The sequence below is a fragment of the Mesorhizobium sp. B2-6-4 genome (assembly GCF_006441495.1).
GTDB lineage: Bacteria > Pseudomonadota > Alphaproteobacteria > Rhizobiales > Rhizobiaceae > Mesorhizobium.
In genome coordinates, this window is the sequence record NZ_VFUE01000014.1 from 120206 (window position 1) to 133194 (window position 12989).

Here is a 12989-nt window from a genome sequence, read left to right on the forward strand (position 1 = left end):
CATGCCTGCTAAGAGTCTACGCGGCGCCAACCAAAAATGGCTCACCATCGTCGGCATAGGCGAGGACGGTGTAGCCGGTCTCGGCGACGAGGCCAAGCAGCGGATCGCCGACGCTGAAATCATCTTTGGCGGCAAGCGGCATCTGGCGCTCGTCTCATCATTCGCCAAGGGCGATCCGCGCCCATGGCCGGTTCCCTTCGATGCCAAGATGCACGACGTGCTGTCGCTCGCCGGCAAGCGCGTTTGCGTTCTTGCCTCCGGCGATCCCTTTTTCCACGGCGTCGGCGTCACCCTCGCCCGCAAGGTCATGCCGCGGGAGATGCATGTCATTCCCGCCCCGTCGGCCATTTCGCTGGCGGCCGCTCGCCTTGGCTGGGCGCTGCAGGACATCGAAACCGTCTCGCTGCATGGCCGCCCCATCGACCTGATCCGGCCATTGCTGCAACCCAACGCACGCATCCTGGCCCTGACATCCGATGCCGATGCACCGGCGGCGATCGCCCGCCTGCTCACCGAGCTTGATTTCGGCGCCTCGCGGCTGACGGTTCTGGAGGCGCTTGGCGGGCCAAAGGAGAACCTGCGCTCGGCCCGCGCCGATGCGTTCAACCTCGAAAACATCAATCCGCTCAATGTACTGGCGCTCGAAATTCAATCTGGTCCGGATGCGCGTATCCTGCCTTTGACATCAGGCCTCGCCGATCATCTGTTCGACCATGACGGCCAGATCACCAAACATGACATCCGCGCCATCACGCTGTCGGCGCTGGCGCCGAGGCGCGGCGAACTGCTGTGGGATGTTGGCGCCGGCTCCGGTTCCATCGGCATCGAATGGATGCTCGCCCATTCCTCGATGCGCGCTGTTGCCATCGAAGCCGACCCGATCCGCGCCGCCCGCATCGCCCACAATGCTGCCGCGTGTGGCGTTCCCGGCCTCATCGTGGTCGAAGGCAGCGCTCCCAAGGCGCTTGCAAGGCTCGAGACGCCAGATGCGATTTTCATCGGCGGCGGCGGCAGCGATGCCGGCGTGCTGACCGCCGCCATCAAGGCGCTGCGCACCGGCGGCCGCCTTGTCGCCAATGCGGTGACGCTGGAAATGGAGACGCTGCTTCTTGCCCGTCATACCGAGCTCGGGGGCGATCTCACCCGCATCGCCATATCCCGCGCCGCGCCTGTCGGTTCGATGCAGGCCTGGCGGCCGGCGATGCCGGTTACCCAATGGAGTTGGATCAAGCCATGATGGTCGCGGGCATCGGCAGCCGAAAGGGCGTGAGCGTCGAGGACGTGCTTGCCGCGATAGAAACCGCGCTCGAAGCGCACGGGCTGGCGATGACGGCGCTCTCGTCGCTCGCCACCGCCACGCTCAAGAAAGATGAACAGGCGATCGCTGCCGCAGGTCGCACACTCAACCTTCCCGTCATTGTCGTCGATGAGGCAGCGCTTAAAGCAGCGTCGACGAAGGCGCTCAGCAACTCCAGCCTCTCGCAGGATCTGGCCGGCACAGCATCGGTGTCCGAAGCATCGGCGCTGGCCGTCGCCGGCGAAGGCGCCAGGCTGCTGGGACCACGCATCGTGCTCGGCCCGGTCACCTGCGCCATCGCCATCAGCGGAGACGCGGCATGACCGTCCATTTCATCGGCGCCGGTCCGGGCGCCGCCGACCTCATTACCCTGCGCGGCGCGCGGCTGCTGGCAAGCTGCCCGGTCTGCCTCCATGCCGGCTCGATCGTGGCGCCCGAATTGCTGCAGCATTGCACCCCGGGAACGAAGCTGATCGACACCGCGCCGATGTCGCTCGACGAGATCGAGGCCGAATATCTGGCCGCCCACAAGGCCGGCCATGATGTCGCGCGGCTGCATTCCGGTGACCTGTCGGTATGGAGCGCGGTTGCCGAACAGATCCGCCGGCTGGAAAGGCACGGCATTCCCTACACGCTGACGCCGGGCGTTCCCTCTTTCGCTGCCGCGGCGGCTGTTCTGCGGCGCGAGCTGACCATTCCCGAAGTCGCCCAGAGCCTGGTGCTGACCCGCGTCTCCGGCCGCGCTTCAAAAATGCCGCCTGGCGAAACGCTGGCCGGCTTCGGCCGCACCGGCGCCACGCTTGCCATTCATCTTGCCATCCACGCCATCGATCGCATCGTCGCCGAGCTGACGCCGCTCTATGGCCGCGATTGCCCGGTGGCGGTCGTCTTCCGTGCCTCCTGGCCGGACGAGCGCGTGCTGACCGGCACGCTGGAAACCATCGAGGCACAACTGGCCGCCGACCCGATGGAGCGTACGGCCATCATCTTCGTCGGCCGCTCGCTGGCGGCGGAAGGCTTTGGCGAGAGTTCATTGTACGACGCGCATTACCAACGGCGTTTTCGCGGACGGGACGGATTGTGAGCGACAGCACCAAAAATAAGGGCGAGAACGCCGCGCTCCAACAGGCGCTTGCCCGGCTGAACTTCAAGCCGCGGACGCTTGAGCCCGGCCATGTCTGGCTCGCCGGCGCCGGCCCCGGCGATCCCGGCTGCCTGACGCTGGAAGTGCTGGCGGCGCTGAGTGAGGCGGATGCGCTGGTCTACGATGCGCTGGTCTCCCCGGACGTCGTCGCGGTTGCCGAAAACGCCGAGCTTTTCTTTGCCGGCAAGCGCGGCGGAAAACCCTCGATGAAACAGGACGACATAACCGCCCTGCTGGTCCGGCTGGCGCGCCAGGGCCGCCGCGTCGTCAGGCTGAAGGGCGGCGATCCCTATATTTTCGGCCGTGGCGGCGAAGAGGCGCTGGCCCTGGCGCGGGAAAACATCCCGTTCCGCGTCCTGCCCGGCCTCACCTCGGGCCTCAGCGCGCTGGCCGCCACCGGCATCCCCGCCACCATGCGCGGCATCAACAAGGCGGTGATCCTGGCGACCGGGCATGCCGCCGGCACCGATGACGATCTCGACTGGGCCGCGATCGCGCGCACCGGCCAGCCAGTGGTTGTCTACATGGGCATGGCCAATTTGCCTGTGATATCGGCCGCATTGCTCGACGGCGGGTTGGCGCCATCGACTCCGGCGGCGGTGATCGTCGCCGCGACGACGCCGCAGGAACGCATCGTCGTCGCCACGCTGGCCACCATCGCCGAGGAAGCCGCCGCCGCCGGCCTGTCCGCGCCGGCGCTGATCGTGGTCGGCGGCATCGTCGCCATGCGCGCGGCGCTGGCGGGTGCGTCGTGAGCGCCCGCGCGATCATCATCGGCGCGCCGCGCTCCGGCTCGGGCAAGACCAGCGTCACCATCGGTATTTTACGCGCACTCACCCGGCGCGGCCTGAAAGTACGCGGCGCCAAGTCCGGCCCCGATTACATCGATCCCGGCTTCCACACCGCCGCCACCGGCCTGTCCGGCGTCAATCTTGACAGCTGGGCGATGTCGCCGTCGCTGCTCAACGCACTGGCCGTAAATGCCGCCGACGACGCCGATTTTGTCATCCTCGAAAGCGCCATGGGCCTGTTCGACGGCATTCCGGCCGCGCCGGGCCGCAGCGGTTCGGCGGCCGATCTCGCGCGGCTCTACGGCCTGCCGGTGCTGCTGGTGCTGGACGTTTCCGGCCAGTCGACCACGGCGGCGGCCGTCGCCAAGGGGTTCGCCACCTATGATCCGGAGGTTCGCATGGCGGGCGTCGTGCTCAACCGGCTGGGCAGCGAGCGCCACCGCCGGCTGTCCGGCGACGCCATCGAGGCGATCGGCCTGCCGGTCGTCGGCGCCATCCTGCGCGATCCCACCTTGAACCTGCCCGAGCGCCATCTCGGCCTCGTCCAGGCCGGTGAATATGATGACCTGATGGCGCATCTCGACCGGTTGGCCGACATGGCGGAAAAGTCGCTCGACCTCGACGCCGTCATGGCGCTGGCAACACCTCTCGCCCCGGAGCCCGGCAGCTTCGACGATGCGCTGCAGCCGCCCGGCCAGCGCGTCGCACTTGCCGAGGATACCGCCTTCACCTTCCTCTATCCGCACGTCGCGGCCTACTGGCGCAAGGCCGGCGCGGAGATGGTTCCGTTCTCGCCGCTCGCGGACGAGGCGCCTGACGACAGCTGCGACGTCTGCTGGCTGCCCGGCGGCTATCCCGAGCTTCACGCCGGCCGTCTCGCCGCCGCTGCGAATTTTCGGAAAGGAACGGCAAGGTTCGCCGGGACGAAGCCCATCCATGGTGAGTGCGGTGGCTTCATGGTGCTTGGCGAAGCCCTGGAAGATGCATCTGGCGAAACGCACAAAATGCTCGGCCTGCTCGGCCATTCAACCAGCTTCGCCAAGCGCAAGATGAACCTCGGCTATCGCGAAGCGCGGCTGCGCGCCGACTGTCCGCTCGGCCCGCGGGGCGCGTTGATCCGCGGGCACGAATTCCACTATGCGCAGATGACGGCTACCGGCGATGACGAGCCCCTGGCCGACCTCGCTGACGGGCAAGGCAATCCGATCGGCGCCTCGGGCTACCGGCGCGGCCAGGTCAGCGGCACCTTCTTCCATGCCATCGCAAGGGGCTGAGGCATGAAGTTCCCGAAGGTCACCCTTTCGCCCCGGCAAATCCCCAGCGATGTTGCCCTCTGCCTGGTCTTCTTCACCAGGCTGCCCTTGCCCGTCATCGACTTTCGCGGCCGCAGCCTTGCCGCCGCGATCTGGGCCGCCCCGGTCGCCGGCCTCGTCGTCGGCCTGATCGGCGCCATCGTCTTTGCCACGGCGGAACGGTTTGGCCTTGCCATCGGGTCGGCGGCAGCCCTTGCCCTGGTTGCAACCGCGGTCACCACCGGCTGCCTGCACGAGGACGGGCTGTCCGATGTCGCCGACGGTTTTGGCGGCGGCAACACGCGCGGTCGAAAGCTGGAGATCATGCGCGACAGCCGAATCGGCGCCTACGGCGCCATGGCGCTGGCGCTGTCGCTGCTCATCCGCTGGAGCGCGCTGTCGGAATTCGTCGATCCCACACAAGCTCTCTTCGCGCTCCTGGCCGCCCATGCGGCCTCGCGCGGCGTATTCGGCGCCTTCATGCATCTCTTGCCCCCGGCGCGCGACGATGGCCTCTCGGCCGGCGCCGGCACCGTCTCGCGGGAAATTGCCCTCGCCGGCGCCGTGCTCGGCGCCATCCCGCTCCTCCTGCTCGGGCTTGGCGGCGCCATCGCGGCGCTTATCCTGCTCGGACTGCTGTTTGCCGCCTTCCACGCGCTTTGCCTCAACCAGATCGGTGGCCAGACCGGCGACACGATCGGCGCTATGCAACAGGTGAGCGAAATCGCGGTGCTGCTCGTCGCTTCCGTAGCCCTTTCCTGACTCTGTTTCGGAGAATTTCCTTCCATGCCTTTCAAATCCCTAGATGAACTGCGCGCTGCTTGCCTCGACCTGCCTGATGGCGATGACGCCGCCGCGAGCGCGGTCGCTCGCCGCCAGGACACGTTGACCAAGCCGCAGGGCAGCCTCGGCCGGCTTGAGTCCATCGCCGCGTGGCTGGCGCGCTGGCAGGGCCGCGACATGCCTAGGCTCGAGCGGGTGAAAGTTTTCGTCTTCGCCGGCAACCACGGCGTTACCGCCCAAGGCGTGTCGGCCTATCCTTCGGAAGTCACGGTGCAGATGGTGGCGAATTTCGCCGGCGGCGGTGCGGCCATCAACCAGCTCGCCCGCATCGCAGGCGCCGAACTCGATGTCATTCCGCTCGATCTTGACCATCCGACCGGCGATTTCACGCAAACGCCGGCGATGGACGACAAGGCATTTCTTGCCGCCGTCTCGGCCGGCTACGATGCGGTGACTGATGATCTCGATCTCGTCTGCTTCGGCGAGATGGGTATCGGCAACACCACGCCGGCCGCCGCGATCTCGGCGGCGCTGTTCGGCGGCGGTGCCGAAAAATGGACCGGACGCGGCACCGGCGTCGACGATGCCGGCCTCGAGCGCAAGGTGGTCGCCATCGAATCGGGCCTGGAGCGCCATGCCGCTGTTCTTGCCGATCCACTGGGGATTGCCATGGCGCTCGGCGGCCGCGAACTCGCCGCCATCTTCGGCGCCACGCTTGCCGCCCGTCACATGGGCATACCGGTGCTACTTGACGGCTTCGTCTGCACCGCAGCCGCAGCACCTTTGGCAAAGCTGCACTCCACAGGCCTTGCTCATACGATCGCCGCCCACGTCTCGGCTGAATCGGGTCACCGCGGCCTGCTCGAAGCGCTCGACCTGCCGCCGCTGCTCGACCTCGGCATGCGGCTCGGCGAAGGCTCCGGCGCTTGCCTCGCCGTCAACATCGTCCGCTCGGCGCTGGAGTGCCATGCGAGGATGGCGAGCTTTGCCGAGGCCGGCGTGTCGGAGAAGTAACATCTTCCGGTTGTAGCGATTCTCGAATAGATCTGGTGGATGAAAAAGCTTCACCCGGCTGCCGCTGCTATGACTATCGCCGTGCTGCTTGCTGGTGTGCTTCGGCACAGTGGATATTCAACTTACGGCCCGATCGACACCGCAATTCTCGTTGTTTTTCTGGTTTTCTTCTGGTGGCTCATCAGCGATTTCTCAGGCGGAAAGGCCGCCATTGATGCCGACGACGGTCGGAGCGCGGACAACGGCATGGCTTTTCGGTTCGGCAGGTTTCTGAGCCGCGTTTTTCGGCGCGGCCAATCGTAGTCTTTGACCAAGCTGCAAAGTCCCGCGTCTCACCTGGCCAACGGCGGCCGGGTTGCGAAGGCAGCCAAACACTGATGAACGAGCGCGGCAATTGAACCGGCCTATTCAGGGTCTTTCCACCAAGTCTTTGAAGAATTTGGTGGGTGCGCACAGGATTGAACTGTGGACCCGCTGATTAAGAGATAGCGGGGACTTTCTGGTCTAAGTACCTGAAATCGCTATCATCTCCTTGAAAATCCTCGTCTTTCCGATCGCCAAAGAGCGACAAAGTCGGAAATAGCGGGTGTGTTCGGCAGCACGGTGCCGAACACACCCTCGGTCAACGAGGAAAGATGTCCATACAACCAATAGGTGCCGGGTCGAAAAAGCCCTGGCCTGAAGGCACCATCGAAGACTGGCAGCAAGGGGCCAGTTACGGGTGGCTCGCAGACAAGTACGGACGGTCGTATAGCACGGTCGTCAAACTCGTCCGTCGAGCTAAGGAAATGGGGACGAAGCGGATCGAGGTCACGTCGGCCAGACGCCGAGGCGGAAGGCTGGCTTTGGCCGGTCAGAAGCCTTTGAGCTATGGCCATCACTCGATCGGGATCCGCTTGAACAAATACCGGGAAATCGATCATGCCTTCACATACCAGCAGATGGCTGATCAGATCTCGGTTAACCGACTCACGGTGAGGAAAATGGAGATGGGTCTCCACGACTTCACCATCAGGGAGCTGCAGACCTTGGCGACCGTGATGAGCACGTCGATAGAGGAGTTGATGAGACCATTCGCGCAATGATTGACGACCGCATGAAGAACTACTGGGGGGCCGTCCGCGGACTGCGGACGGCCAAGAGCCGAGCCGACTGGCTCAAGGGCCCCTTCCAGCTTGCGATCACGCTGGAGAAGGACCCAAGGCTCCGAGCCCTGCTCATGAGCATCCACGACACGGAAATCAAACAGCCGGCCTAGCGCCGGCTTTTTTTATGGAGTCCAGAATGAACGAAAATATTAGGCCAACGGTGGACGAGCTGCTCGCCGTCAAGGCGAAGCTCGAACCGCTGGAGGCGCGCTACGAGGTTCTCAAGGAACTCATCCGCCCCGCCGGCGCCGACACCTACGACGTCCCAGGCGTCGGCAAGGTGATCGTCTCGGCCCCAGTCGAGCGCAGGGCCAAGGGCTCGGAGATCGTGATCGACCACGCCAAACTCGAGGCGGCCGACCGAAAATTCAAAGCCAAGCTGTTCGAGCTTGGAATTCTGAAGACCGAGACCACTTATACAAGGGCCTCGAAAGCCAAGGTCGAAGTCCAGCTCGCAGAGGAGGTCAAGAAAGCAGCGTGAACGGCATACACTGGGAAGGCGACATCGCCTTTCTGCTGCAAGGCGAGAAGACAACAAGCGCCTTCAATTTTGAGATCCCATGTCCGTTCGAACCGAGCAAGAACCCTTGCGATCATCGCATCGATCTCCGAGCTGAAGTCGACCCTTCACGCTTTCCCGCCGACCCGCTGGTAGACGCCATGTCGCCGGTGCCCCAGGAGATGGGGAACCAAGCGGTGTTCATCCCACAACCAGAACTCCACCTCATCCTTGCGATCCTGTCCAGGATGAGCAGCCCTACCCGACTCCCGATCGCTCCTTTCTGGAGCGTCAGACCTGACAAGATCATCAGATCCCTCGGATACACCAACGTCCAGCCCCTCGTCCTGACCGGCGTGCGGGCCAAGGACAAGCGTTTCGTTGACCAGGTCCTGGAGGCGGCTCCGTACCTGCCCCGCCGGCTCGTCCTTCAGGGTGAACCAACCCTCGTCCTCCGTCCCGAGGCGAGACGATCAACCAGTACTCTAGGGCAAGTGAATTTGGCCGACCTGATCGCCCTCCCCTGGGAGGCGTACGGCGCCCATTTGCTCAAACAGCACATGCTCAGCAAAGGAAACTGAAATGTCTATCGAACGTCAATCCAATGTCATCGCCGCCGTCTTCCACAACTCGGAATATGGCCGCTCAAAGCGGTACCATTATTTCTGCCCTTACCCGGTCGCGGTGGACGACCACGTCATCGTTGACAGCCCGATCGGCGGCTACACCTGCGTCAAGGTGGTCGACATCCTTCCGAATGGCTCGATAAAGGCGACCAAGCGCGTCATCCAAGTCGTCGATGACAGCGACTACAAGGCCCAGGCCGAGCGCGAGAAGCGAGTGGCCGAAATCGAGGCCGCGCTCGAACGGCGCACCAAGGAGTACTCGAAGCTCCAGTTCTTCAAGAAGATGGCCGAGATCGATCCCATCTCGAAGAAGCTGGTCGAGGAACTCGAGGCCCTCGCGGCATGATCGACCACGACTTGAAAGTCCTGCGATCCGTCGCAGGTGACGACGACGCGATTGACGGGTGGGGCGCCGCTGTCGGCGCCTCGCTCGGCTACCTCCAGGGCTCCGGCTACGTGACCAGGGGTATGTGGCCGGAACCCACCGAGAAGGGCTGGAACTATCTCCGCGACCAGGGGATCGAGATCTTCGGGAAGCTGGAGTTGTTCGACGGCCAGCTCCGGCGGGTCGAGGACGCCACCCGCCACGGCTGGTTCCGCTTCAACAAGCACTACGACCGCGGTGGTTACTGCGACAGTCCAGCACGAGGATACTGACATGGGATTGGAAATCGAACAGCTCCTTCGCGCCAAGGCGGAGGAGACGACACGTGATGCTGATCGCTACGCCCTGATCAAACGAGCCCTGCACTGGCTCGAGGACACTGGCCGGGACATCGACATCTTCCCCGAGTTCCGCGGCCACTACGCGTCGTCCTGCATCGGGTACAAGGACGTGATCAAGCTGCTCGACGAACACGTTTCGATGAAGATGAGCGCTGTGATCCAGACCGTCAGGGAAAGCGCTGAGGCCGAACTCAAAGCGCTGGATCAGAAGTATGGCTGACCTCCTGTTTCCCGAGGAGCAGAAAGCCTCGGCCGCCGACGTCGATCTCTATGAGAGCCGAGCCGACGACGGCTGGTATCGATACGAGGACAGCGCTTCCAACCGCACCAGCATCCACCTCTCCCGCTATCGCGTCCTGCGCGAGACGCCGAAGGGCGTCTGGCTCGACGACTACGGTCAGGGGCGCTTCGTCCTGAACGGCGCCGGTAAGCGCTGGGCTTACCCCACCATCGAACAGGCGCGCGAGTCATTCCTGATCCGCAAGCGCCGCCAGGTCCAGCACCTGAAACATTACCTTGCGCACGCCGAGATCGTGCTCGCAGCAGCGGAGAAATTCTTCAATGCACCACAAGGGTAAATCTGACAAGGAACTCCTCTGGGAGGTGATCCGGGAGCGCGATCGCGCGCTTGGCGAGCGTGACGCGTACAAGCTGGCCTGCAAGCGGGCCGGCGTCTGCATGAGTTGTGTGATCCAGCCTCCGGAGCCGTACGGCTGCTCGGATTGCATGAACACCGGCTGGCAGCAGGGTGATCCCTACGAGCGGATCAAGGAGTTGGCGGCGGTCGTCAAGATGACGCTGGATTGGGCTGAGAAGCGCTGCCCTTGCCACAACGAGGAGCCGAACCCATGCACCCTCTGTGGTGCTTCGGTCGAGAACCTCGAAGCCTGCAAATCGGCAGAGAACACGGTCCCTCCGATCATCCTTGACGAGCTTCGACATGTCCGAGCTCGCTGACCAACTAGAAGCCGCCCGCGCCGAGGTCGCCCGCATAGAGCGCGAGATCGCCCAGGGGCCGTGCCGTGAGCACGGCCACCAGTGGCAGTCCTATGGTGGGTCCAACGCAGGATGCACCCCGGACTGCTGGTGCTCCGTCCCGGTCAACGTCTGCTCGAAGTGTGGCGACTGCGACTACGGCGACAATCAGGAAGCGGACGAGGTCCGCAGGAACTGCAAGGATTTGATGAATGGATGATGGTGTATCGCTCCGCGATTACCAGATCGCCGACCTCGCCTACTATATCCGCAATCCGAAGTGGCTGAACCTGTCCGACCCGGGCACGGGGAAGACCCCCTCGGTCTGCGTGTATCAGTGGTGGCTGTGGAAGGAGCATGGCGTAGGTTCTGCGTTCGTCATGCCCCTTTCCCTGCTCAAGAAGAACAGGGACGAGATCCTCCGCTTCACGAACTTCAAGCCCGATGAGGTGACGATCGTCACGGGGCTGCGGCCTCTGTCCCCCGCCCAGAAGAAGCTGGCCGAGACCCTGATGGAATGGGATCACAGCCGCAGCAAGTACAAGCTGATCGGCTCTCAGAATGCCAGCTTCAAGGCCCTCCGCGAGACCGGCGTGGCCCGTGCGGACATGACCATCGACCGCCGAATGCTCCAGGCCCGCACCAAGCTGCCCTATGAGCTCGCCAACCCTGGCAACACCAAGGTGTTCCTGATGGGCTTCGATGCCTTCTCGACCCACTGGGAGGCGCTGCCTGACTTCGTCAAGGCGGTTCAGGTCGACGAGATCCACAAGGGATACAAAGGAGATGCCTCGCAGCGCACGCAGGGCTTCTACGACAGCTTCTTCCGCGGGCCGATGGAGTATTTCGGCGGCATGACCGGCACGCTCGTCTCCGGCCGCCTGGACAGCGCCTATCCGGCGATCCGCATCATCGAGCCGCGCTACTATCCCTCCTACAAGGGCTTCTACTACTACCACTCGATCGAGGACCCGATCACCGGGAAGCTCAAGGCCTGGCGCAACCACGAAAAGCTGTCGGCGATCTTCGGCAAGCACGGCATCCGCCGGACGTTCGAGATGGTCTACGGCAAGGAAGCCAAGGTCATCATCCCCGAATACGTCCAGATGTCCGAGAAGCAACGCGAGATCTACGACAAGTTCAAGGACGACGCATTTGTCGAACTCGACAAGTTCTATCTCGACGGCACCCAGCCGGGTGTCGGCTTCATCCGCGCCCGCCAGATCATGGAGCACCCGAACGCGTTCCCGGATCTCTCCGACCCTGAGAGCGGGAAGACGATCGACATCATGAAGGGTGCCCGCTGCGGGAAGGAGGAACGCCTCGATCTCCACTTCGAGGACCACGCCCGCACCGGCAAGCCAGTGATCGTCTACGCCGCCCTCAAGCCCCAGCAATATCGGATCCTGGAGCTGGCCCGCTCCTACGGACTGAAGGCAGACATCCTGAATGGCGACGTTACGCCTAAGCAGCGCGGTGAGATCGACCTGGCGTTCCGTGAGGGGCGCCTGAACTGCATCATCGCCTCGCCGGCCGTCGCCGACGTCGGCTTCAACTGGCAGTTCTGTGGGGATCAGGAGGTCGATCACATGATCTTCGCCTCGCTGGACTTCCTCGACACCACGGTGTTGCAGGCCTACCGGCGTGCAATCCGCGGCAAGCGTGGCTCGCCGTTGCGCATCACGGTCCTGCTGTACGAGGACAGCCTGGATAACCGGATCACGTTCATCATCTACCAGAAGAGCTTGGACGCTCACAAGGTGGATCCGACGCACGAGGTGCTCAAGCTTTACGAGCACAACATCGAAGGAGGAGAGGAACTAAAAGAGGCCGCATAGAAAACAATCACACCGGTACTCTAGGACAAGAAGAAAAGGCCCGTCGTAATTCGACGGGCCTTTCTTATTTCAAGTTCACCGCACGAAGCGGTGTTGAAAACGCAAACACGAAGGAACTGTTCATGAACAATATCGACAATGCCATCGCTCAGGCTACCCAAGCCGCCGCTGCCATCCCCCAGGACAACGCTCAGCACAACGGCGCCAACGCCGTTACCACTGCTTCGCCGAGCCAGGGTGCGGTCGCGCAGGCTGGTCGCCCGATGGGCCTGGACGACGCGATGGCGGGTGCCGTCGTTGTCGACGAGTGGCTCAAGGTCAACGAGCATGGCCTGCAGATCGGCGCGAAGAAGCCGCTTCTGGAGGAAATGAAAGTCCGGATCGACCTGAGCGACGTCGCCTACAGCGAGTCGGTCAAGTACGGCAACCCGGCGACCTACCGCAAGACCTACGACCGCGTGATGACCACGGACGGTTCGACCTGGGCTCAGGCCCTGTCGGAGGCCCGCGCGGTGGACCCGAAGGCCCGCCCGTACCGGTCGGCCGACATCCAGCTGGAACTGCTCGATGACATCAAGCTGAAGGACGAGACGGTCACCGCCGGCACGATCCTCGGCCACTCGTTCTCGACGACCGGCTTCAAGAGCTTCGCCAAGCTGGTGAAGCAGATGCAGAAGGACGGCAACGACCCGGCCGGCGACACGATCGACGTCACGGTGGGCTACCTGGAGCAGGCCTCCAACGGCAACACCTGGGGCATCCTCGACTTCCGCGACTACACGGTCGTTGGCTAACCGAGTTTAGCCGGGGCTTCTCATCCTTTCACCCGGCCAGCCTGGGCGGGACGCAAGTCCCG

General features: G+C 63.8%; 20 protein-coding genes. All 20 read left to right on the plus strand.

The features are described 5' to 3' along the window. Position 1: 1 nt before the first annotated feature. The 20 genes from cbiE to FJ426_RS20565 all read left to right on the plus strand — a co-directional run bounded on the left by cbiE (position 2) and on the right by FJ426_RS20565 (position 12927). Positions 2 to 1237 (plus strand): precorrin-6y C5,15-methyltransferase (decarboxylating) subunit CbiE, encoded by a 1236-nt coding sequence (gene cbiE / locus FJ426_RS20480; protein WP_140559573.1) that lies wholly within the window; start codon positions 2 to 4, stop codon positions 1235 to 1237. Further along, the gene (locus tag FJ426_RS20485; protein WP_140521152.1) at positions 1234 to 1620 is read left to right on the plus strand and encodes a cobalamin biosynthesis protein; all 387 of its coding nucleotides are present in this window, start codon (positions 1234 to 1236) and stop codon (positions 1618 to 1620) included. The genes cbiE and FJ426_RS20485 overlap by 4 nt, the downstream gene beginning before the upstream one ends. Then, on the plus strand, positions 1617 to 2381 hold the full coding sequence (gene cobM / locus FJ426_RS20490) for a precorrin-4 C(11)-methyltransferase (protein WP_140559572.1): 765 nt from the start codon (positions 1617 to 1619) through the stop codon (positions 2379 to 2381). The genes FJ426_RS20485 and cobM overlap by 4 nt, the downstream gene beginning before the upstream one ends. Beyond that, on the plus strand, positions 2378 to 3196 hold the full coding sequence (gene cobA / locus FJ426_RS20495) for a uroporphyrinogen-III C-methyltransferase (protein ID WP_140495562.1): 819 nt from the start codon (positions 2378 to 2380) through the stop codon (positions 3194 to 3196). Before cobM ends, cobA begins: the two co-directional genes overlap by 4 nt. Then, positions 3193 to 4506 (plus strand): cobyrinate a,c-diamide synthase, encoded by a 1314-nt coding sequence (locus FJ426_RS20500; RefSeq protein ID WP_140559571.1) that lies wholly within the window; start codon positions 3193 to 3195, stop codon positions 4504 to 4506. The genes cobA and FJ426_RS20500 overlap by 4 nt, the downstream gene beginning before the upstream one ends. Before the next feature lie 3 nt (positions 4507 to 4509). After that, complete coding sequence (cobS, locus tag FJ426_RS20505) at positions 4510 to 5286, plus strand: adenosylcobinamide-GDP ribazoletransferase (RefSeq protein ID WP_140554992.1); 777 nt, start codon at positions 4510 to 4512, stop codon at positions 5284 to 5286. A gap of 24 nt (positions 5287 to 5310) precedes the next feature. Continuing rightward, positions 5311 to 6321 carry a nicotinate-nucleotide--dimethylbenzimidazole phosphoribosyltransferase gene (gene cobT, locus FJ426_RS20510; protein WP_140559570.1) on the plus strand — a complete coding sequence of 337 codons (1011 nt, stop codon included), beginning with the start codon at positions 5311 to 5313 and terminating at the stop codon, positions 6319 to 6321. A 39-nt stretch (positions 6322 to 6360) separates the two neighbouring features. Beyond that, positions 6361 to 6624: a hypothetical protein gene (locus FJ426_RS20515; RefSeq protein WP_140516441.1), complete on the plus strand. Its 264-nt coding sequence runs from the start codon at positions 6361 to 6363 to the stop codon at positions 6622 to 6624. Positions 6625 to 6956: 332 nt separating this feature from the next. Beyond that, entirely contained in the window at positions 6957 to 7406 is a 450-nt protein-coding gene (locus tag FJ426_RS20520) for a helix-turn-helix transcriptional regulator (RefSeq protein WP_140579858.1), read from the plus strand. Then, positions 7403 to 7579, plus strand: coding sequence for a hypothetical protein (locus FJ426_RS31455; protein ID WP_181176978.1), 177 nt, complete (start codon positions 7403 to 7405; stop codon positions 7577 to 7579). Before FJ426_RS20520 ends, FJ426_RS31455 begins: the two co-directional genes overlap by 4 nt. A gap of 26 nt (positions 7580 to 7605) precedes the next feature. Continuing rightward, on the plus strand, positions 7606 to 7950 hold the full coding sequence (locus FJ426_RS20525) for a hypothetical protein (RefSeq protein ID WP_140579859.1): 345 nt from the start codon (positions 7606 to 7608) through the stop codon (positions 7948 to 7950). Next, complete coding sequence (locus tag FJ426_RS20530) at positions 7947 to 8549, plus strand: hypothetical protein (RefSeq protein WP_140579860.1); 603 nt, start codon at positions 7947 to 7949, stop codon at positions 8547 to 8549. The genes FJ426_RS20525 and FJ426_RS20530 overlap by 4 nt, the downstream gene beginning before the upstream one ends. Before the next feature lies 1 nt (position 8550). After that, complete coding sequence (locus FJ426_RS20535; RefSeq protein ID WP_140579861.1) at positions 8551 to 8940, plus strand: hypothetical protein; 390 nt, start codon at positions 8551 to 8553, stop codon at positions 8938 to 8940. A gap of 11 nt (positions 8941 to 8951) precedes the next feature. Then, positions 8952 to 9251 (plus strand): hypothetical protein, encoded by a 300-nt coding sequence (locus tag FJ426_RS20540; protein ID WP_140825513.1) that lies wholly within the window; start codon positions 8952 to 8954, stop codon positions 9249 to 9251. Between the two features lies 1 nt (position 9252). Then, positions 9253 to 9540, plus strand: a complete 288-nt coding sequence (locus FJ426_RS20545; RefSeq protein ID WP_140579863.1) for a hypothetical protein — start codon at positions 9253 to 9255, stop codon at positions 9538 to 9540. Beyond that, positions 9533 to 9898: a hypothetical protein gene (locus FJ426_RS20550; protein WP_140579864.1), complete on the plus strand. Its 366-nt coding sequence runs from the start codon at positions 9533 to 9535 to the stop codon at positions 9896 to 9898. Before FJ426_RS20545 ends, FJ426_RS20550 begins: the two co-directional genes overlap by 8 nt. After that, positions 9882 to 10277 (plus strand): hypothetical protein, encoded by a 396-nt coding sequence (locus FJ426_RS20555; RefSeq protein WP_140579865.1) that lies wholly within the window; start codon positions 9882 to 9884, stop codon positions 10275 to 10277. The genes FJ426_RS20550 and FJ426_RS20555 overlap by 17 nt, the downstream gene beginning before the upstream one ends. Further along, entirely contained in the window at positions 10261 to 10515 is a 255-nt protein-coding gene (locus tag FJ426_RS31625) for a hypothetical protein (RefSeq protein WP_140579866.1), read from the plus strand. Before FJ426_RS20555 ends, FJ426_RS31625 begins: the two co-directional genes overlap by 17 nt. Continuing rightward, positions 10508 to 12133 carry a helicase-related protein gene (locus FJ426_RS20560; protein ID WP_140579867.1) on the plus strand — a complete coding sequence of 542 codons (1626 nt, stop codon included), beginning with the start codon at positions 10508 to 10510 and terminating at the stop codon, positions 12131 to 12133. The genes FJ426_RS31625 and FJ426_RS20560 overlap by 8 nt, the downstream gene beginning before the upstream one ends. Before the next feature lie 122 nt (positions 12134 to 12255). After that, complete coding sequence (locus FJ426_RS20565) at positions 12256 to 12927, plus strand: hypothetical protein (RefSeq protein WP_140579868.1); 672 nt, start codon at positions 12256 to 12258, stop codon at positions 12925 to 12927. The last annotated feature ends 62 nt before the right edge of the window (positions 12928 to 12989 follow it).